The 20,426-nt window shown below is 33.0% G+C and carries 15 protein-coding genes; 3 read left to right on the top strand and 12 right to left on the bottom strand.

Annotation, left to right across the window (positions count from 1 at the left end):
• Positions 1–45: 45 nt before the first annotated feature.
• The 3 genes from EB819_RS04845 to EB819_RS04835 all read right to left on the bottom strand — a co-directional run bounded on the left by EB819_RS04845 (position 46) and on the right by EB819_RS04835 (position 2,544).
• A complete protein-coding gene (locus EB819_RS04845; protein ID WP_069798956.1) occupies positions 46–960 on the bottom strand; it encodes a ribonuclease Z in 915 nt (304 codons plus the stop codon).
• Positions 961–1,088: 128 nt separating this feature from the next.
• Positions 1,089–1,658, bottom strand: a complete 570-nt coding sequence (gene rdgB / locus EB819_RS04840) for an RdgB/HAM1 family non-canonical purine NTP pyrophosphatase (protein ID WP_069798954.1) — start codon at positions 1,656–1,658, stop codon at positions 1,089–1,091.
• 46 nt (positions 1,659–1,704) lie between these two features.
• Entirely contained in the window at positions 1,705–2,544 is an 840-nt protein-coding gene (locus tag EB819_RS04835) for a CPBP family intramembrane glutamic endopeptidase (RefSeq protein ID WP_069798952.1), read from the bottom strand.
• Positions 2,545–2,919: 375 nt separating this feature from the next.
• Between EB819_RS04835 and EB819_RS04830 the strand changes: the two genes are divergently transcribed.
• Together EB819_RS04830 and EB819_RS04825 are read left to right on the top strand one after the other, a co-directional pair.
• The gene (locus EB819_RS04830) at positions 2,920–4,515 is read left to right on the top strand and encodes a peptide chain release factor 3 (RefSeq protein WP_069798950.1); all 1,596 of its coding nucleotides are present in this window, start codon (positions 2,920–2,922) and stop codon (positions 4,513–4,515) included.
• A 183-nt stretch (positions 4,516–4,698) separates the two neighbouring features.
• Positions 4,699–5,868 carry a DUF4349 domain-containing protein gene (locus EB819_RS04825; protein ID WP_158005956.1) on the top strand — a complete coding sequence of 390 codons (1,170 nt, stop codon included), beginning with the start codon at positions 4,699–4,701 and terminating at the stop codon, positions 5,866–5,868.
• Between the two features lie 61 nt (positions 5,869–5,929).
• Here the strand turns inward: EB819_RS04825 and EB819_RS04820 are convergent, their stop codons facing one another.
• The 3 genes from EB819_RS04820 to EB819_RS04810 all read right to left on the bottom strand — a co-directional run bounded on the left by EB819_RS04820 (position 5,930) and on the right by EB819_RS04810 (position 8,717).
• The gene (locus tag EB819_RS04820; protein WP_069798946.1) at positions 5,930–6,394 is read right to left on the bottom strand and encodes a hypothetical protein; all 465 of its coding nucleotides are present in this window, start codon (positions 6,392–6,394) and stop codon (positions 5,930–5,932) included.
• A 22-nt stretch (positions 6,395–6,416) separates the two neighbouring features.
• Entirely contained in the window at positions 6,417–7,484 is a 1,068-nt protein-coding gene (locus EB819_RS04815) for a DUF2891 domain-containing protein (RefSeq protein ID WP_069798944.1), read from the bottom strand.
• Positions 7,485–7,574: 90 nt separating this feature from the next.
• Positions 7,575–8,717, bottom strand: a complete 1,143-nt coding sequence (locus tag EB819_RS04810) for an acyl-CoA dehydrogenase (protein WP_069798942.1) — start codon at positions 8,715–8,717, stop codon at positions 7,575–7,577.
• Positions 8,718–8,839: 122 nt separating this feature from the next.
• On the opposite strand from EB819_RS04810, the gene EB819_RS04805 reads away from it, so the two are divergent.
• The gene (locus tag EB819_RS04805; protein ID WP_069798940.1) at positions 8,840–10,612 is read left to right on the top strand and encodes an AMP-dependent synthetase/ligase; all 1,773 of its coding nucleotides are present in this window, start codon (positions 8,840–8,842) and stop codon (positions 10,610–10,612) included.
• A gap of 36 nt (positions 10,613–10,648) precedes the next feature.
• Here the strand turns inward: EB819_RS04805 and EB819_RS04800 are convergent, their stop codons facing one another.
• The 6 genes from EB819_RS04800 to EB819_RS04775 form a co-directional block, all read right to left on the bottom strand.
• Entirely contained in the window at positions 10,649–11,092 is a 444-nt protein-coding gene (locus EB819_RS04800; protein ID WP_069798938.1) for a DUF2147 domain-containing protein, read from the bottom strand.
• Between the two features lie 165 nt (positions 11,093–11,257).
• Positions 11,258–11,605: a phage holin family protein gene (locus EB819_RS04795; RefSeq protein WP_069798936.1), complete on the bottom strand. Its 348-nt coding sequence runs from the start codon at positions 11,603–11,605 to the stop codon at positions 11,258–11,260.
• Positions 11,606–11,633: 28 nt separating this feature from the next.
• Positions 11,634–12,026, bottom strand: a complete 393-nt coding sequence (locus EB819_RS04790) for a hypothetical protein (protein ID WP_069798934.1) — start codon at positions 12,024–12,026, stop codon at positions 11,634–11,636.
• A gap of 2 nt (positions 12,027–12,028) precedes the next feature.
• Positions 12,029–19,216: a T9SS type B sorting domain-containing protein gene (locus EB819_RS04785; protein ID WP_069798932.1), complete on the bottom strand. Its 7,188-nt coding sequence runs from the start codon at positions 19,214–19,216 to the stop codon at positions 12,029–12,031.
• Positions 19,217–19,532: 316 nt separating this feature from the next.
• Entirely contained in the window at positions 19,533–19,997 is a 465-nt protein-coding gene (locus tag EB819_RS04780) for a hypothetical protein (protein ID WP_124878669.1), read from the bottom strand.
• Between the two features lie 144 nt (positions 19,998–20,141).
• The gene (locus tag EB819_RS04775) at positions 20,142–20,327 is read right to left on the bottom strand and encodes a hypothetical protein (protein ID WP_069798928.1); all 186 of its coding nucleotides are present in this window, start codon (positions 20,325–20,327) and stop codon (positions 20,142–20,144) included.
• Between the last annotated feature and the right edge of the window lie 99 nt (positions 20,328–20,426).

Genomic DNA, 20,426 nt, shown 5'->3' with positions numbered 1-20,426 from the left:
AATAAAAATGATAAATCAAAAAACGTAAATTTTAAATCTTAAATCTTAAATTTTAACGGCTTCCAATTGCTCCGGAAGATAGGTTTCAGGGAAAATTTCGCAAGCTTCATTTAGAAAAACCGACAAGTCATTGTAGCGATTAGAAAAATGACCTAAAATTAATTTTTTAACATTGGCTTTTCTGGCAATTTTCGCAGCTTCTAGAGCAGTTGTATGACCTGTGTAATCTGCCATTTTCTTTAAATCATGTAAAAAAGTTGCTTCGTGATACAACACGTCTACATTTTTAATAATAGGAATAATGCTCTCTAAATATCGAGTATCACTACAAAAAGCATAAGAAACAGAAGGTTCAGCAGGTTTCGTTAAATTTTCATTTTTGAGAATATAACCATCACTCAACTGAATATCTTTGCCACGTTTTAGGTTGTGATAATCACAGATTTCAATTTCAGGATATTTAGAAATTTCCTGCATATTGAGGTGTCTTTCTTTTGGTTTTTCCCTAAAAAGATATCCGTTACAGTAAATTCTATGGTCTAATGGAATCGTGAAAACCTCTACTCGATTGTCCTCGAAAACTTTTTCTGATTTTTTAGAAGAAAGTTCATGGAAAACCACTTCGAAACCTTGATGTGTTTCGGTAATTCTAAAAATGGTTTCCATCATTTCTTTAATGCCTTTTGGACCGTACACATGAAGTAGAGTTTCTCTACCCAAAAGTCTAAAACTAGAAATTAATCCCGGCAAACCAAAAACATGGTCGCCATGAAGATGCGAGATAAAAATGTGATTAATTTTAGAAAATTTGGCTTTAGCTTTTCTCAATTGAACTTGCGTTCCTTCACCACAATCGATAAGGAAACAACGCTCTTCCATTTCTAGAAATTGCGCAGTAGGCGCAGATTTCACAGTAGGAATTGCTGAGTTATAGCCGAGAATTGTTAAATAGGTGCTCAAAATGCTTAAATGATGATTTTTAGAGGTTTAAAGTCTGCAAATTTCGTGAAAATTATTCTAATATCAAAAGTAGAAAACTATTTATTAATCTGTGAAATCTGTGGTGTGGGATATTTTTTATAAAAAAATTATTTTTCTAAAAATGCAAGAAATTTATCTAAAGCATTTTTGCGGTGACTCATGGCATTTTTTTGTTCTGCAGGCATATCTGCAAAAGAAATTTCGTGATTTTTGGGAATGAAAATCGGGTCATAACCGAAACCTTTGTTTCCATTTCTTTCGGTGCTTAAATCACCATAAACTCTACCTTCAAAGTATTCTGCTCCATGTTCATTGTACAAGCATAAAACGGTGATGAAATAAGCTTCTCTATCATTTTTGTCTTGCATTTCCTCAAGAACTTTGGCCATATTTTTATCAAAATCATGATTTCCTGCGTAACGTGCAGAATAGATTCCCGGTCTTCCATCAAGTGCAGGAACCACCAATCCAGAATCGTCTCCTAAACTGGGTTTTCCAGTTTTTTCGAAGCAGAATTTGGCTTTAATCAAAGCATTTTCATGGAAAGAATTTCCATCTTCAATAATTTCGTCGTGAATATGATAATCGGTAAGTGAAGTAATGTGGTATTTTTCGCCTAAAATCTGTTGAATTTCTTCTTTCTTGTGTAAGTTGTGCGTGGCAACGAGGATTTCCATTATGTAATATTAAATATAAGATTTATAATTTTTAAATTTTTAGCGCTTATTCTCTGTAATAAATTCTATTTCGGTACATGAATAAATAATAAGAAACAGAAAAAAGTACAATTCCTACTATAAGACCGTAATATTCAGGAAGATGTAAGTTTTCAGTCACGCTTTCTGAATTTCCATTCAGTAATAAATAGGCAGAAATAAAATTATTAAAAGCATGCAATAATATGGGCATTAATAAGGATTTAGTCTTGTAATAAACTACGCCTAAAACCAATCCTAATAAAAATGCATTGACTGTTTGCCAAGGATTAAGATGAAAAATTCCAAAGGCTAAAGCTGAAAAAATAATCGCTTTTGCTGGTTTTACACCTTTATTAATCAATCCTTTTTGAATGATACCTCTAAAGAGAATTTCTTCTAAAAAGGGCGCAAAAAGAACCGTAAGAAGATAAATTCCCGCAGTATCTGTAGCGATAGTGCTAAAAGCATCAGACATTTGATCGTACAAAGGACCAAAAAACTCTCCTTCAATAGGAATTCTTGAAACTAAAAATTCAGAAACCAACATCATCCCCAGCATCATAGGAAAAATCATAAGATAAACATGAAAAGGTCTGGTTTGCATGTTAAAATTGAGCTTTTTTCCTTTACTCTTCATCACGAAAACATCAAAACCTATAATCGGAAAAAGCACTGTGCAGAGATAACTGACAATAAAAAATACCATGCTGCTCTGTATTTCTGAATAGTCTTGCTTTAGAATAAAATAAGCAAAAAGCGTATACAACCCTAAAACCATGATGCCAATAAATAGTCCAGCAAATAAAGCTGCCGCCGCTTTGAAATCAAAAATATAATTTCTGTATTTTGTATTGTCTATACTCATAAAGGATGATAAGTTGATGGGGTTCAAAAAAATCTAAAGAAAAATTTCTAAAAACTTATTTTGTTCAAAGATAGAAAAATGAGGGAAGCTACAAGTAGGAAGCTGAAAGTTTTTTGAGCCTTTGCGTTGAAATACATCTATCATTTGTTTTACAAAAGAGTTTTTAACGCAAAGACGCAATATTTATATTAAAAAATAGAAAGAAAATAAGACGCAAGAAAATCAAAGATTTTCAAAACAAATAAAGACGAAGTCTTTTCGCGTCTTAAAAACATAATCAATTCATAGATATATTTTGCGCCTTTGCGTTGAAATACATCTATCATTTTCAAATCTCGATAAAAATCACGATTTTTGCAACTTCAAAATTTAGAAATGAGTTTATTACAAGAAATATCAAAACGTAAAACTTTCGGGATTATCTCTCACCCAGATGCTGGAAAAACTACTTTGACGGAGAAATTACTTCTTTTCGGGGGAGCGATTCAGGAAGCAGGTGCTGTAAAATCGAATAAAATTAAAAAAGGAGCAACTTCCGATTTTATGGAAATCGAAAGACAAAGAGGGATTTCTGTGGCAACTTCGGTTTTAGCATTTGAATATAAAGGAAAGAAAATCAACATTCTCGATACGCCCGGTCACAAAGATTTTGCGGAAGATACGTACAGAACGCTTACTGCGGTAGATTCTGTAATTGTAGTAATAGACGTAGCAAAAGGTGTGGAAGAGCAAACTGAGAAACTCGTAGAAGTTTGTAGAATGCGTAAAATCCCTATGTTGGTTTTCATCAACAAACTAGATAGAGAAGGAAAAGATGCATTTGATTTGCTGGATGAAGTTGAACAAAAATTAGGCTTAAAAGTAGTTCCGCTTTCGCTTCCGATTGGTATGGGAAGTGATTTCCAAGGAATTTATAATATTTGGGAGAAAAACATTCAGTTGTTTCTCGAAGAAAAGAAACAAAAAGTAGGCGAAACCATCGTCATCAATGATATCAATGACAATTCAGTAGATGAAATCATCGGTGAAAAAGCTGCAGCTACTTTAAGAGATGAACTAGAACTTATAGAATCAGTTTATCCAGAATTCGATAGAGAACAATATCTTACTGGTGAACAACAACCCGTGTTTTTTGGTTCAGCTCTGAATAATTTTGGGGTAAGAGAATTGTTGGATGCTTTTGTAGAAATTGCACCAATGCCTCAACCCAAAGAATCTGACCTTAGATTGGTAAAACCAGAGGAGAAAAATTTCACAGGATTTGTCTTTAAAATTCATGCCAATATGGATCCAAAACACCGTGATAGATTGGCTTTCGTGAAAATTGTTTCTGGAACTTTTAAGAGAAATGAAAACTATCTTCTAGTAAGAGAAGGTAAAAAAATGAAGTTTTCTTCGCCGAATGCTTTCTTTGCAGACAAAAAAGAAGTGGTAGACGAAAGTTTCCCTGGAGATATTGTAGGTTTACACGATACTGGAAGTTTCAGAATTGGAGATACTTTAACTGCTGGTGAAAAATTACAGTTCAAAGGCATTCCGAGTTTCTCACCAGAACATTTCCGTTATATTAATAATGACGATCCATTAAAAGCTAAACAATTGGCGAAAGGTATTGACCAATTAATGGATGAAGGTGTGGCGCAATTATTTACACTGGAAATGAACGGCAGAAAAATTATTGGAACAGTGGGTGCGCTTCAGTACGAAGTTATTCAATACAGGTTGGAGCATGAATATGGTGCAAAATGTACGTATGAACCAATTGGAATTCATAAAGCGTGTTGGATAGAAGCCGACGAAAAATCTGATGAATTCAAAGAATTTGCAAGATTAAAACAGCGTTTTATGGCAAGAGATAATCATGGTCAGTTGGTGTTTTTAGCAGATTCTGCTTTCACGATTCACATGACTCAAGAAAAATTCCCGAATGTGAAATTACACTTCATCAGTGAATGGAATCACGCAAAATAATTTTAAATTATAAATTTTAGATTATAAATGAATCTTCAAGGAAACTTGGAGATTTTTTTTGTAAAAATTTTGCAAATTGTTTTACAATTCATTGATTTTCAAAATTTTAATACTAATACGATTTTTTACCTATTTTTAGGGAACATTTTTTGTATTAAGTTTGGCATCAACAAAACTATTAAAATGAAGAAAACAATTTTTAGTCTTTTTACCGCTACTCTATTATTGGTGGCTTGTAATAAAACCGATATTCAACAAACGGCTGATTCCTTTAAAACTGCAGATAGCCTTTTTAACCAAGCAAAAGAAAGTTACCAAACCCTCGATTCTATTTCTAAAATCGTCAATGATTCTAACAGTACGGTAGGAAAAATAATCCTTCCAGAAATCAATAAGCATAAAGAAATCATAGAAGACGCCATTAAAAAAGGAAATGTAAACATAGATTCCCTCAACAGGGAATTTAAAAAATTAGATAACAAAAGCCAACAAGCACAAGATATTAGAAAAGCGATTGATTCAGCCAATAACGCCATAAAAAGTGGCGACAACGCTGCTGTAGTCATTGCTGAAACGGCCAATAAAATCTTGAAGCAAACTTCTAAAAACAATTCGCAAACCCAACCAGAACAAGAGGTTCAAAATCAAAATCAAGTTCAGAGTCAACCAGTTCCTCAGCGTGAACTCTACCCTATTGCGAAAACAACGAGATTGCAAGTTTCGGTAGAAGATTTGGCTGCTGCAAAAGCCCTGTTAAATCAAGAATTGAGCACCTACAATGTAGATATTATCACAGAAAATTATACCGAAAATGAAGGAATTGCCAAACATTATTTGACCGTAAAAGTACCATTGAGTAATTTTAATGAATTGGTGAATAAAATGAGCAGTCTGGGAAATGTAGAATCTAAAAATACAGAAGTGCAAGGCAATGATTATGTAGGAAGCCAAATGTGCGATGTGGAACTCACTTTGGTAGATAATACTCCAGAAACCAATAATGCAGAGGATTTAAACATTCTGAATGACAAACAAAAAGATGAAACTTTCGGGGATAAATCTTCTAATGCGTTTATGAAAGGATTTGCGGTTTTGGGTGGATTATTTTTAGCACTTATTCCGTTTTGGCCAATATTTTTAATCGGCGGAATTGTTTGGTATTTCGTGGCAAAAAGAAATAAGAAAAAACGCGAAGAAGAATTCCAAAGACAATTGGCCTTAGAAAGAGAAAAAATAAAAGCAGCGGAAGCATTAAAACCATCAGCAGAAACGCCTCAAAACACTGAACCAACCAATGCTGAGGAAAATAAAAACGATGACGATATTTCTAAATATATGCCGAAAGAGAAATGAAAAATTAAAGAATTAAAATATTTAAAAATTAAAATCCTTCAGAAAATTCTGAAGGATTTTTTTAGTTTCTCTTTAATAAATATTTTGTAGGTTCTCCACCGAAGTAGACATCTAATTTCATATAATTTTGATCTTCAGGATTAAAACTGTACTTAAAATATTTTTTTAATTCACTACCTGCTGAATTAGTAAGAGTTAAATTTATTGTTTTATTTTGTTTATCAACTTCATATTTTCCTTTGAAAACAAAAAAATTTGAATTTTCAGATAATTTAACGAAGAAATTATTGTTTTCGTCAAAAACAAATTGATTTTCTGAATATCCTAGCTTTAAATTTAGAATTGCATCTTTAGAATTGTGAATTATTTTACCTTTTTTAGTCAATTCAAATTCTTTATTTTCATTCATCTGGAACATTTCATTTGATACAGTTACTGTATTCCACGTTCCATTAATTAATTTTTCTTGAGCATTTAAAAAGGCTGTAAAAAATAAAAAAAGAGAGAATAGTTTTTTTGTTTTCATAGTTATCATATATAATTTTTTATTATTTATTACTCAAAGCATACACCGCAAAACTAGCTAACCAATGGTCGCCACCATAATTTCCTTTAAAAACCAATGGCAATGCATTTTCTAAAAATTTGGCAGAAGTTTCTTCGAAATGTTTTTTGTGTCGATGATTTTTAGGTAAAACTTGAGCAATGTTTTTCATGCACCAACTTCTAGTAAAACTTAAACCAACCAAGTGAACGGTTTGATAATCATTAATATCCGAAATTACAGGAATCTGTGAAATATTCTCAATACTTCTTTTTTCGTAGAATTTGTTGAACCATTTAACATATTCATCTTGCGGAAGAATTCTGGTCATTAAATCTGCAATTTCTAAACTTGGCGAGAAGAAATCACTTCCGTCTGGTTCCAGATAAGCAGGCGTTTTTTCATCTTTTAGATAGAAATATTTTGCTTTTTCGATGAGTTGGTTTTCAAAATCTTTTTCGCCAACCGTTCTTGCCCAATCTATGGCAAAACTTAGCGCAAAAGCAGTGTTAGGATGAACTCCTGTTCTATTGGGATACGTTTGTTTCGGTAAATATTCTTTCCACAATTTTACGATTTCATAAGTGAGAGGTTTTAAATTTTGATGCCAAATTTTCGCTTGAGGATTTTCCCAATTGGCCAATTCTGCATCTAATTGAAGCAACCAAGCCCAACCGTAAGTTCTCTCAAAACCTTTTGCCACTTGATATTTATGGAAATATTCTGCTTCTGTCTTTATTTTTTCGGCTTGAAAAGAACCTTCCAAAATTTTTACAATTTCTTCTTTATTTTTGAGAAAAGGTTTGTCTTTGAGTAGTTTTACGAGCATCCAATGTCCATGAACTGATGAATGCCAATCAAAACAGCCATAAAAGCTAGGATGCAATTCTTTGGGAGTCAGTTTTACATCAATGTCATTATTGATTACATGTGCGGTTTTATTGGGGTATTCTTGATTGATGCAATGCACCGGTTTTTCTGATAATTGAAACGCAATTTCATCAGTAAACGTGGGAACTTGCGCTGAAAAACTTAAAGAAAACAAAACGACAAAAAGACTTAATTTTTTCATTGAATAAATGTATGAAAATTTGATAAATATGAAAACATAAAGTCGAACAATTGCTTGTCCGACTTTCATATTTTAAAAAGAATTTGCTAATTATTTTTTAGCAATACTTCTAGAAATTACAATTTTCTGAATTTCAGAAGTTCCTTCGTATATCTGAGTGATTTTAGCATCACGCATCATTCTTTCTACGTGATATTCTTTTACATAACCGTAACCACCGTGAACTTGTACTGCTTCAATGGTAGTATCCATTGCTACTTGAGAAGCGTATAGTTTTGCCATTGCTCCAGATTCTGAAATATCTAGACCTGCATCTTTTTCAGCAGCAGCTTTGTAGCAAAGCATTCTTGCCGCCATAATATTCACGTGCATATCTGCTAATTTGAAAGCAATTGCTTGGTGATTGATGATTTCTGTACCGAAAGCTTTTCTTTCTTTAGCATATTTTAGCGCCAATTCATAAGCTCCAGAAGCAATACCTAATGCTTGAGAAGCAATACCAATTCTACCACCATTCAAAACAGCCATGGCGAAATTGAAACCAAATCCATCTTCACCGATTCTATTTTCCTTAGGAACTTTTACGTCTGTAAACATTAATGAATGCGTATCAGAACCTCTGATCCCTAATTTTTCTTCTTTTTTACCAATTACGAAACCTTCCCAACCTTTTTCTACGATGAAAGCATTGATTCCTTTGTGTTTTTTCTCCACATCAGTTTGTGCAATCACAATGTAATATTGAGCGTTTCCACCATTGGTAATCCAGTTTTTAGTACCGTTTAATAGATAATGGTCTCCCATATCAATGGCAGTTGTTTTTTGAGAAGTAGCATCAGAACCAGCTTCTGGCTCAGAAAGTGCAAATGCACCGATGACTTCACCTTTTGCTAAAGGAACTAAATACTTTTGTTTTTGTTCTTCAGAAGCGAATTTTTCTAGACCAGCACAAACCAAAGAATTGTTTACTGACATTACTACAGCTGCAGAAGCGTCTACTTTAGCAATTTCTTCCATTGCCAAAACATAAGAAACACTATCCATTCCTGCTCCACCGTATTTTGGTTCAACCATCATTCCTAGGAATCCTAGTTCTCCCATTTTCTTTACTTGTTCATAAGGAAACTTCTGTTCGTTATCTCTTTCTATTACGCCAGGCAAAAGTTCAGTCTGCGCGAAATCTCTCGCTGCTTGCTGAATCATCAGTTGTTCTTCTGTTAAATTAAAATCCATTTTTTGTATTAAAATTAATTGGCGTAAATATACATTTTTTAGAGATTTTAACGAAAATTGATATTAACTATTTGTGAATTAAGAAAAAGTATTATTTTTACAAAAATCAAAAAACGTAAAATATGTCAATTACAAGATTGTTTGACTTTGCTCATCATGCATTATACAAGTTCCCAAAGGAAGATGCATTGGTGACCAAATATAATGGAGTTTGGACGAAAACTTCTACACAAGAGTATGTAAATCTAGGGAATAAAATTTCTAGAGGTTTATTGAAGTTAGGAATTAAGCCCGGTGATAAAATTGGTCTTATTTCTACGAATAACCGCACAGAATGGCATGTAATGGATTTAGGAATTTTGCAAATTGGTGCAATAGATGTTCCGGTATATCCTACCATTTCTGTAGAAGATTATATCTATATCTTTAATAATGCGGAAATAAAATATGTTTTTGTTTCAGATAAAGATTTGTACGAAAAATTACTTCAAGTAAAACCTCAAGTAGAAAGTTTGAAAGGAATTTTCACCTTTGACGAAATTCCTGGGGCTGCAAACTGGAAGGAAGTACTCGATTTGGGAGAAAATGAAGACAATCAACAAGAAGTAGAAGACATTGCTAAAACGATTCAACCTGATGATTTAGCAACTTTAATTTACACTTCTGGAACTACTGGTAGACCAAAAGGTGTAATGCTTACGCACAGAAACATCGTTGCAAATGTTTTGGCTTCAGACCATAGAATTCCTAGAAATTGGAAATTAGAATATACAGATATTAAAGTATTAAGCTTTTTACCTATCTGTCATATTTTTGAGAGAATGATTTCTTATCTATTTATGTACAACGGTTTTTCGATTCACTTTGCAGAAAGTATTGATAAAATTGGGGATAATGTAAAAGAAGTGAAACCTCATTACATGACTGTAGTACCAAGATTGGTAGAGAAAGTATATGATAAAATTGTAGACAAAGGAGCTGCAGCTGGTGGTTTGAAAACCAAAATTTTCTATTGGGCATTATCTTTATTAGATAATTATGATATTAAGAAACCTAAATCTTTAAAACATAGAATTGCAGATAAATTGGTGTTCTCTAAATGGAGAGAAGGTTTAGGAGGCAATATGATTACTTTAGTAAGTGGTTCTGCTGCCCTATCTACCAAACTGAACAGAAGTTTCCACGGTGCTGGAATTCCTATTTTAGAAGGTTACGGGCTTACAGAAACGTCTCCAGTAATTGCGGTAAACTCTTTCGAAAGAGTGAAAATAGGAACTGTAGGTCACGTTTTAGATAATTTAGATGTAAAAATCCAAGCAGATGGAGAAATCACCGTAAAAGGACCTTCTGTTTTCCAAGGATATTATAAAGACGAGGAAAAAACCAAAGAAGCATTTACAGAAGATGGTTACTTCATGACGGGAGACATCGGTCATATAGATGCAGAAGGTTTCTTACACATTACAGACCGTAAAAAAGAAATGTTCAAAACTTCTGGTGGTAAATATGTTGCGCCTCAGGTTTTAGAAAATTTAGCGAAAGGTTCTAAATTTATCGAACAAATTATGGTAGTAGGTGACGGCGAAAAAATGCCGTGTGCTTTAGTACAACCAGACTATGCATTTGCAAAACTTTGGGCAGAGAGAAAACATCTTAAAATAGGCAAAACTCCAGAAGAAATGGCGAATTCTCCTGAGCTAAAAGCAAGAATTATGAAAGATATTAATTTGCTGAATGCTACTTTAGGAAAATGGGAGCAAATTAAGAAAATAGAGCTTACTCCTACGCTCTGGACGATTGAAGATGGTTTACTTACTCCAACGATGAAATTAAAACGTAAAGCGGTAAAAGAAAAATTCTTTAACCTTTACGAAAAATTATACGACAGAGCATAAATCAAAAAAGACCTCCAATTTTAGGAGGTCTTTTTTTTAAGATACTTTTCTAAAAGATATAGATTTTCCTATCCATTCTACCTTCCAGAAACCGCGAACTTTTAAGATTCCGTTTTGGAGCAACTTGGCACAAGAACTCCAATATCTTCCACTAGAAGCGTCATAAATTTTCCCATTAACCCATTCTTTTTTCTGAGGATCATAGCGCAATCCATCTAAAATTTCCATGCCTAGAATTTTTCTGTTTCTCAATGCAGGATTGGGATTGTTCGTGTCCAAAGATAAATGCATGGGCGTTTTGCTTTCGCTTAAAAGATGATTAAACCAAAGAACTTTGGCCTTAAATTGATGATTGACTTTATATACTTCTACTTTTACACTATTATCTGTGCTCATCCAAGTTCCCAAAAGATCATCAGGATTGGTAGCACTCAAATTTCCGAAAATAAGAAATAAAAAAATAAATAATATTCTGCTCATGACTTTATATTTTTAAGGTGATGGTGTTGTTTTTAATTTTTTGTAAAGATGTAAAAGTCAAGGGTAAAAATATTTACAGAATTTTGAAGAGGATTTTCAAAATTTTTAGACAAAAGAAAAACCTCAATTTCTTGAGGTTTGCATTATATTTAAAATGAAATGAATTTATTCTTTGCTGATAAAAATACTTTCTAAAACAGAAGTGACAATAGATAAAGCCACACTGAATATAAGTGCCCATAAAAATCCATCAATATTAATTCCGTCTATAAAATAATCTGCAATAAGAACAATTATAGCATTAATTACCAAAGAAAATAATCCTAATGTAAGAATGGTAATTGGCAACGAGAATAAAGAAATAATAGGCTTTACAATAAGGTTAAGCAAACCTAAAACTACTGCAAAAATAAGCGCAGAAGTAAAATCAGTGATTTCTACATGAGGATTTAACAGTTTAGAAATTCCGAAAGCTGCAACAGCGGTAATAATTAGTTTAATAATAGTGTTCATAATTTGGTATTTATAAGAGTAAATTTAGTTATTTTTTTGAAATTTTACGATTTATTTCTACTTCTTTTATTTCAGAAATGAGCCATTCTTCTAATAAAATAATGAAGTGATTTCTTACCAAAACCATTTTGCAGATATAAATCATCGCTCCAAAAACAAAAGCGAGAATCAATGAGAGCCATCCCAAACTCGTAGAAATGTTCCAGCGCTGTTCATCAGTAAGCACAAGATGTAATTTTTGGGCAACTGTATCTAAAAATATTTTATAATGAAGCAAACTTTCGAGCAAAAGTCCAATGCCCAAGAGTAAAAAGACCAGTGCAAACAGCCAAGATATTCCCCAAACAATGAAGATAAAATAAGTGTTTCCAGAAACAGAAGGTTGCTGGTCTAAAATGCTTTGTAGTTGTTTGATTTTCATCTTTAATTTCGGTTTTTAATCAATAAATTTCCTGTGAGCACTCTGCCATCTGATAGTTTGATGACATAGAAATAATTATCGGTCGGTAAAGGTCTACCTGCTAATTTCCCATTCCATTCAAATGAAGAGGCAATCACGGTTTGAAGCACGATTTCACCATGACGATTAAATACTTGTACAGTAGAACCTTTATAAACCTCTATACCCTCTATTTTCCATGTATCATTCACGTGGTCACCATTAGGAGTAATAACGTGTGGAATATCAAAAATAGTAAAAGAACCTTGAGTAATGCTGCAAATTTTACCTTTAATTCTTACATATACAGAGTGTACTCCATTATTTAAATTAGAGAATAGGTTGTTATTTTGCCAATGAATTCCATCTAAAGAATATTCATAAGCATTATTAGATTCCATGATGATAATCGCGGTATCATTCGTAATATTGATCGTCGCAATTTTCGGAATCACAGGGGAAATAATTTGAGTAGAAGTTCTAAAACTACAACCTGAAGCATTGGTAACTTTTACCGAATAATTTCCAGTATTTGTAGGCTTAATCCATTGTTGGTCACTATAGAATTTACCATTATAGGTCCATTCGTATTGTGAATATCCACTTCCTGCATCGAGAGTGATGTCATTAACAGAGCAAAGTTCTATTTCTTTCGGTAATTCCACCGTTGGAACTTCATTCAAAATGAATGAAAGTTTCACCATTTTATCACAGCCTTTAGAAGTAGAAATATTAACATAGATATCGGTATTTCCTAAAGCGATAGAATATGTAGAAATCGTAGAGATAACTTGCATTTTGGCATTATAATATTTGAATTGATATCCAGAAGTATTCGCCAAAAGTTTAGATTCATATTGAGTAAGATTGATGACTTCTTTTTTGTCATTTCCTAAGTCACAGAGTTTTTCCACATAATCATTGGCCACAATAGTAGACGTAACTAGACTCACCGTAACAGGAGTTCTGCTCACACTTTCACAATTATTAAGCGTTTGAGTGGCATAATAAGTTTTAGCATTTTCCAAAACGGTAGAACTAGACAGTAGATTTCCGCCAGAAACAGCATCGTACCATTTTATTTGATTTCCTGTAATAGTAATTTTACTTAGGTTGGCATTTTCACTGATGCAGAAAGTCTGAGTAGCATCAGAACTTGGCGCAGGAGTTTGAAAAATAATTACTGAAACTGGAATTCTCTCTCCTTCACAATCTCCTATTTTCTGTGAAACATAATACGTATTGCCATTAGTTAAAAGAGTATTCGCATTTAAAACATTTCCTCCAGTCAAAGAATCGTACCAAGTAAGATGATTTCCGGTAGCTAAAAGATTAGAAATTTTAGCATTATCTTGAATACAAAATTCTTGTTTTGATGGTGCTGTTGGTTTTGGCGTTGGATTTACAAAGGTATCAATGGTCACTTCTGTCACTTCCGAAATACAACCTTTACTGTTTTGAATTAAAACTTTGTACTGGTTAGGACTCAGATTTTTAAAAATATTTGAAGTTTGCCAAGTGAGACCATTGTCAATACTGAATTTTGCGCCAGAATTGGTTACGGTAATACTTGCACTAGCATTTAAACAATCTATTTGTTGCACACTAACTGTTGGCAATGGCGGATAATCCGTAGGTTTATTAATTGTAACAGTTACTGCGTTAGATTCGCAACCTGTGGCGTTTTTTACTTTAATCAAATAAGTTCCAGGAGCTAAATTTCCTGAAGATGGATTGGTAGAATACGTTTTTCCATCATCAAAACTATATTCAGCAGCAGAATCGGTAATCGTAATGCTTCCAAATGCATTCATACATGACAAAGGTTGACTGACCGTATATTTTGGAGCCTTCGGTGCATCTGAAGGAGCATTAATAACTGCTAAAACTTTTTCAGATGGACAATCTGCACCAATTTTTATTCTTAAATAATAACTACCACTTGGTAATGACATGGAAGAAGTGTTTACCCAAGTTTTACCATCATCAAAACTATATTCATTAGCTGTAGTGGTAATTTTAATGGAACCCATATTAGAGCTACATCCTGTAGGATGAGTAACGATAAATTTTGGCGTTTCTGTTATATTGGGCTTAGCAATAACCGTTACCGAAGAAATGAAAGAAATACATCCTGCAGCATCTTTAATCATCAAATCATACGTTCCTGGGCCAAGATTTTTAGCCACATTAGAAGTAGAAAAAGTAACGCCTTTATCAAAACTATAAAGCGCTCCAGAAGTAGTAATGGTAATGCTTCCAAGAGGATTACTACAGTCTGGTTGAGCCACTGTATACTGTGGAGCTGGCAAATCTGAAGGTTTCTGAATGATTACTTTTTGGGCTTCAGAAGTACATCCGTTTTTACTTCTGTATTTTATGTAATAAGTTCCGGGAAGTAAATCTGTTTTAGTATTTCCATAGATATAACTCAAGCCATTGTCAAAACTATAGCTGTCACCATCAGAAGTAATGGCAATACTTCCCGTAGAAACACTACAGGTAGGCTGTGTTGCAGTATATGTAGGTGCAGCAATAAGAACTCCAGAATCTAAATTGACTACAGTGGTGAGAGATTCACAACTGTAAGAATTTGATTTTATTTTAATGATATAAGTTCCTGCTCCTAAATTGGTTTTGGTATTGACGGAAGACCAACTGGCTCCATCGTTAAAACTATAGCTGGAAGCAGTGGTATTAATGGTAATACTTCCATCGGTAACACCACAAGCCGAAGGCTGTTTCACTGTAACTAAAGGAGCTGCAGGAATAGATGGCGGAGTATTCACATAAGTATATGTTGCATCAGATATACAACCTTGTGCATTTTTAGTTAAAATATAATAAGTACCAACTGATAAATTGGTCTTAGTATTATCAGTAGTCCATGTTTTTCCATTATCATAACTGTATTGGTCTGCTGGAGTGTTTACATAAATAGTTCCGTATGGATTGCTACAAGTAGGTTGCACTACACTTACTCTTGGAGATTGTGTTAAATATTTTTGAATATATACGTAATAAGGATAAGATACACATCCTAAATCATTTTTGATAACAATAGAATAACCTCCAGGAGTAGGCGCTGTGAGTATAGGATTCGTTGTAAAAGTTTTTCCTCCATCAAAACTATATTGTGAAGCAGAAGTCCCTATACTGATACTTCCACTTTTACCACAACTAGGCTGAACTACTTTTATTAAAGGTTTTGGTAAGAAATATTCTTTAATGTTTACAGACAAGCCATAAGGATAAGAAGTGCAGCCTTTAGCATTTTTGATAACAATGTTATAGTAGCCACTCTTAAGTCCGGTTAATTTAGGATTAGTAGTCCAAGTATTTCCTCCATCAAAACTATATTGGTCTGCAACAGTAGCAATGGTAATAGAACCAGTATTTCCACAAGTAGGTTGCACTACAGAATAATCTGGTCTATCTAAATAAAACTCATTGAGGGAAACACTTGAATAATATGAGGTACATCCTAAACTATTTTTTATTCTTGGGTTATAATATCCTGCTTTTAGATTGGTAAAAGTATTAGAAGTACTCCAGGTATTACCACCATCTACACTATAAAAATCCGAAGTTGTTGTAAAGGTAATACTGCCACCTACTCCACAAGTGGGCTGCGTAGAGGTAAATTTAGGTTCTGGCAAGTAAAATTCTTTTAGATAAACAATATTTTGATTAGAAATACAATCGTTTTTATCTTTGGTCTGAACATAATAATAGCCCGGTTGTAAATTGGTAAAAGTATTGCTTGTAACCCAAGTGTTACCCCTATTAATACTATAAAACTCTGCAACTGTATTAATAACAATGCTGCCATTAGTCCCACAAGAAGGTTGGGTAACGGTAACTTTTGGCATGTATGAATTTTTTGAATCTAAATAAACATATTGTGTTTCAGATATACATCCATTTTTATTTTTAATCAATAGATAGTAATATCCTTCTTTGAGCGGACTAAAAACAGGATTACTACTCCAATTAGCCCCATTATCTATACTGTAAAAATCTGCAACGGTATTAAATTTTATACTTCCAATATTCCCACAGCTAGGATTAGTAACATCATAATCTGGTACAGGTAACTTGGACTCACTAATATAAATATATACAATCTGAGACATACATCCATTTGCAGATTTTATACGCAATGAATAAGTGGTACTGGAACTTATATTATTGATGGTATTACTGCTGCTCCAAGTATTACCACCGTCAAAACTGTATTCTTTAGCAACTGTATTGATTGTGATACTTCCTTTGGTATCACAGGTAGGCTGTACTACGGTATAATCCGCTAATGGAATAACTGGATTATCTAGATAAACATTATTTTCTTGCGAAATACAACCTAAATTATTTTTAACGAGTACTTGATAAGAACCAGGAGGTAAACTTTTTTGATTAACCGTAGTCCAAGTGGCTCCTCCATCAAAACTATAAAAATCATTTAAAGTATTTACGGTAATAGTTCCATTAGTAGTACAAGTAGGCTGAACTAAAGTTATCTGAGGATAATCTAAGTATGGGGTGTTAATGTAAGCCCAATTCTTTTGAGACAAACAGCCATTTTCATCTTTTACTTGAATTTGATAGCTCCCTGGTTTTAAATCATCTTTTTGATTGGTGGTAATCCAAGTGACACCTCCATCAAAACTAAATTCTTTTCCTGGCGTATTGATAATAATACTTCCTCCTGTACCACAAACAGGTTGTATAATTTCATAGTCAGGATACATATCAGAATAATCATTTAAATAAACATATTGATAGTCTGATAAACATCCTAAATTATTTTTAAACGCAATAGAATAGGTTCCCGGAGAAAGATTGCTAAGAGTATTGCTGGTAACCCAAGTTGCACCTCCATCAAAAGTATATAAATCTCCTTGATTTTCTATAGTAATAGAACCTTTAGTAGTACATGCAGGCCTTACAAAACTATATTGTGGATAACCTAAAGATACCCCATTAATATACACATTATTAATGTAAGACAGACAACCATTGATATCCTTAGTCATAATTTTATAAATACCAGGATCTAGACCATCTTGTGTGTTACTACTTCCCCAAGTTGCTCCACCATCAAAACTATAATAAGCAGCGGATGTTGTAATGGTAATGCTTCCTTTATCTCCACAAAAAAGAGGATTTTTATAGGTGTAATTGGGATAGGTAGATGCAGGCAAAACGATGGTCACGACTTGTGCGTAAGAAATACAGCCATTCACTGTTTTTACTTTTACTTTATACGTTCCGGGAGATACATTAGACCATGTATTGTTCTTAACCCAAGTAACTCCATTGTCAAAACTGTATTCAGAAGCAGGTGAAGTCACTTTAATTTCACCAGTAGAACTATTACAGCTCGGTTGTTTCACTTCTAAGGTAGGCAAAACTGCGGTTTGAGACGTCTCTATCACTACGCTTCCCGTATTGACACATCCATACGAATCGGTTACCGTAACACTATATGTACCAATAGCGTTTACCGTAATGCTCTGAGTCTTTTCGCCAGTGCTCCATAGATACGAACTTCCTGCAGATGCAGTAAGAACAGTACTTCCTGAACAAACATTAAGTATCCCAGAAATATTTACGGTAGGGTTTTTAACCTCTACATTGGCATGAATGATTTTAAAACAACTCTCACTCTTATTAACTCTTACATAGATAGTAGCTGAAGGAGAATTAAAACTGGTGTAATTGGTTATACTATTAATATTTGAAAAAGCATCATTGTAATTTTTAAAGTAGCTAAAACTTAGCCCAGAACTTGAGGAAACCAATTTACTCTCTAAATCCGTTAAGTTGAATATTTCCGTACCATCTCCATTGGTATCACATCGATATATTTTTGCGCTTTGTAAATCAATAGTACAGTCTGAGCTACAGTTCATAAAAGAAATATCCCAACCAGGATTTGCATCTGGATCACTGGCAGAGCCAAAGTTAGTACCACTACAAGTTGTTCCAGAAATATCATATTCTACTACTGCGCCTACATTATAATTAGCACTGGTAACATTAGGGAAATCAGAGGCATTGAGATTAAAACAAAACTTCTTATTCACTTGGTCATGTGTACTAGGAACAGAGGAGCTATAGATGATTTTATTGCTTGAATCGTACAGATTTAAAGTAATTTTTTTAACTGTAGCGCTTATTCCTCCCGAATTAGGAATGGTATAAGATCCACAAACGCTTACTGGAGTGGTAGGACAGATTTTATTTAGAGGGTCTAGTTCTACAGTACCTTGTACATTTTCATTAGAATGCAAAAAACAAATATCATCGATATAAGCATATCCAAAATGTCCCATCAAACCACATCTTGAAGCTATAAACTCAACGGTGAATTCTTCATTATTAGGAATCGCGGAAATATCCAGCATACCAGACTGCCAATTGGCGGTATATAAAGTTACATAGCTACTTCCTCCGTCTGGAATTTTGGTGTAAATACAGTTTTTCTCGTCACCAGTTAAACAAAATTCACTTACTACTTCCCTATTTTTATTGAGAACTCTAGCTTTAAAGAAAGGCTGATTATCTTTGTGACCACTATCATAAACCGTTTGTAAAACAACTTTAAAATTAAATTTTAAGAAATTTTCATTATTCGTTTTATATCTTTTTCCTTGTACAGAAGAACTCATGCTGTACGAATCAGAGTAATTCACTTTTAGCGCATATTGGTCAAATGCTTTAATATCACCTATATATTTGTCGATATAATTAGCAGGAACCGTAGTCGCCATAATATTAGTGTTGTTAGGATCAAAAATATTGATGTTTTGATCAGCAACATTGGTAATGGCTTTACATTCTGTAGGTCCTGATTGATCACCTGTAGTATATAAAAAATGTTTAAGATGAGTATTTCCTGCGGTAGTTTCATGCTGCTCAAATCCTCCGTTAGAACACATTTCTACTGCGGTTTGTGCTGCGCTAGTTTTAGAGATTTTTTTTTGCGCTTGAGCCATTGCACTTTTCCTTTTGGCAATAATACTTTCGATGAGTTGAGGATTGGTAATGATTTCACCATTCGCATCATCATAAATTTTAGGAACAGAAATTTCTGGGGAATTTTGAGCAAAAGTTTCTTTTGAAACAAATAAAGAAAAAAAGAGGACTAAAGAATAAAAATACTTCATAAGAAAATACTTATTTCAAGTGATAAAAAATAAAAATGGTTATTAGATGAAAAAAAATGGAAGAAAATTCCATTGCAATAATGATAGAAATAAAAATTTATGTGAGCTTTTTATGGAGCCATTTCATGATAATTTGTTGATTAATTTTTAAAATAATTGATAATTGGTATGAAAAACACAAATGAGAAATTACCCTTAAAAATAGATGAATTTCAAGTCCTAAATATACATTTTTTTACCAGTATTTCATTAATTTTTAGAGCAGTATATACTGATTAACCTCATATATACAGATTACGAATAGAAAAGGTGAAAATTATCGGTACTTAAATAAGATGGGTGTATTTTTAGGAACGTCAAATTCATAAAGTTCTTGAGTTTTTGCATTGTAAAATAACCATTGAAAAGTTTTCATATTGGTATTTCCCATTGTAAAAAGGCCAATTTGGGTATAAACTACGCCTTCCCAATCGGTTTCTTCTACAGAATAGCCCAGCTTCGCTTCAGGATTTTTAAGTTGAAATTGTACACCAGTTTGGTTATTTTTATCCAGATAATATTCTACGAGTTTAGCAATTCTTTTTTGGTAAGCATCACTATATACAGTGCGGTCTCGCTTCATTTTAAAGAGTTGTTTATCAAAAACGGTATAACTCAAAACCTGACCGTTTTTTTGGAGAATAGTATCTGTTTTCATGCGTTCTGATGCTTGTTCAGAAGATTTATTTTGGCAAGAAACCAAAAATGAAAGGAGGATTACAAAAGATAAAAAGGCTTTCATTTTTTCTTTTAAAGGTAAGAAAAATCTAGATTTATTTTTCTAGTTATGATTAAATTTATTTCAATTTAGATTTTTTTACGGCACAATTTTTTTTGTCAAATAAATCTCATCTTAAACAAACTTAAAAATTGAGAGAGTGAGCCTTTATTTTTCTATAAAAAAAAGAATAACTCCTATAATATTGACGATAAGTATCAAAAGTAATCCTGCTATTGTGTTTTTATGACTTTCTTCAGGAGAGTTATTTGCATTCATTTTTTTTAAATCAACCTTATACACAAAAGCAAGTCTGATAAATAATCCGAAAAACCCAAAAATAAAGTCTATCATTTTTATCTTCGTATTTGTTATTTATTAGAATATGATATTTGGTCTAAGATGTCAGATCTCGAGAAGTTGCAATCTTTGACATTTCATTTTATTCAACCG

It is taken from the genome of Cloacibacterium normanense, from assembly GCF_003860565.1.
Taxonomy (GTDB): Bacteria; Bacteroidota; Bacteroidia; order Flavobacteriales; family Weeksellaceae; genus Cloacibacterium; species Cloacibacterium normanense.
Note: the sequence above shows the minus strand (reverse complement) of the source record. Positions and strands in the feature narration are given on the sequence as shown.

What these genes read in the sequence shown, in the direction of transcription:
- rdgB (WP_069798954.1), bottom strand. Translation starts at nt 1,658, where the DNA reads ATGGAAATCCTCGTTGCCACGCACAACTTACACAAGAAAGAAGAAATT.
- EB819_RS04835 (WP_069798952.1), bottom strand. Translation starts at nt 2,544, where the DNA reads ATGAGTATAGACAATACAAAATACAGAAATTATATTTTTGATTTCAAA.
- EB819_RS04830 (WP_069798950.1), top strand. Translation starts at nt 2,920, where the DNA reads ATGAGTTTATTACAAGAAATATCAAAACGTAAAACTTTCGGGATTATC.
- EB819_RS04825 (WP_158005956.1), top strand. Translation starts at nt 4,699, where the DNA reads ATGAAGAAAACAATTTTTAGTCTTTTTACCGCTACTCTATTATTGGTG.
- EB819_RS04820 (WP_069798946.1), bottom strand. Translation starts at nt 6,394, where the DNA reads ATGAAAACAAAAAAACTATTCTCTCTTTTTTTATTTTTTACAGCCTTT.
- EB819_RS04815 (WP_069798944.1), bottom strand. Translation starts at nt 7,484, where the DNA reads ATGAAAAAATTAAGTCTTTTTGTCGTTTTGTTTTCTTTAAGTTTTTCA.
- EB819_RS04810 (WP_069798942.1), bottom strand. Translation starts at nt 8,717, where the DNA reads ATGGATTTTAATTTAACAGAAGAACAACTGATGATTCAGCAAGCAGCG.
- EB819_RS04805 (WP_069798940.1), top strand. Translation starts at nt 8,840, where the DNA reads ATGTCAATTACAAGATTGTTTGACTTTGCTCATCATGCATTATACAAG.
- EB819_RS04800 (WP_069798938.1), bottom strand. Translation starts at nt 11,092, where the DNA reads ATGAGCAGAATATTATTTATTTTTTTATTTCTTATTTTCGGAAATTTG.
- EB819_RS04795 (WP_069798936.1), bottom strand. Translation starts at nt 11,605, where the DNA reads ATGAACACTATTATTAAACTAATTATTACCGCTGTTGCAGCTTTCGGA.
- EB819_RS04790 (WP_069798934.1), bottom strand. Translation starts at nt 12,026, where the DNA reads ATGAAAATCAAACAACTACAAAGCATTTTAGACCAGCAACCTTCTGTT.
- EB819_RS04785 (WP_069798932.1), bottom strand. Translation starts at nt 19,216, where the DNA reads ATGAAGTATTTTTATTCTTTAGTCCTCTTTTTTTCTTTATTTGTTTCA.
- EB819_RS04780 (WP_124878669.1), bottom strand. Translation starts at nt 19,997, where the DNA reads ATGAAAGCCTTTTTATCTTTTGTAATCCTCCTTTCATTTTTGGTTTCT.
- EB819_RS04775 (WP_069798928.1), bottom strand. Translation starts at nt 20,327, where the DNA reads ATGATAGACTTTATTTTTGGGTTTTTCGGATTATTTATCAGACTTGCT.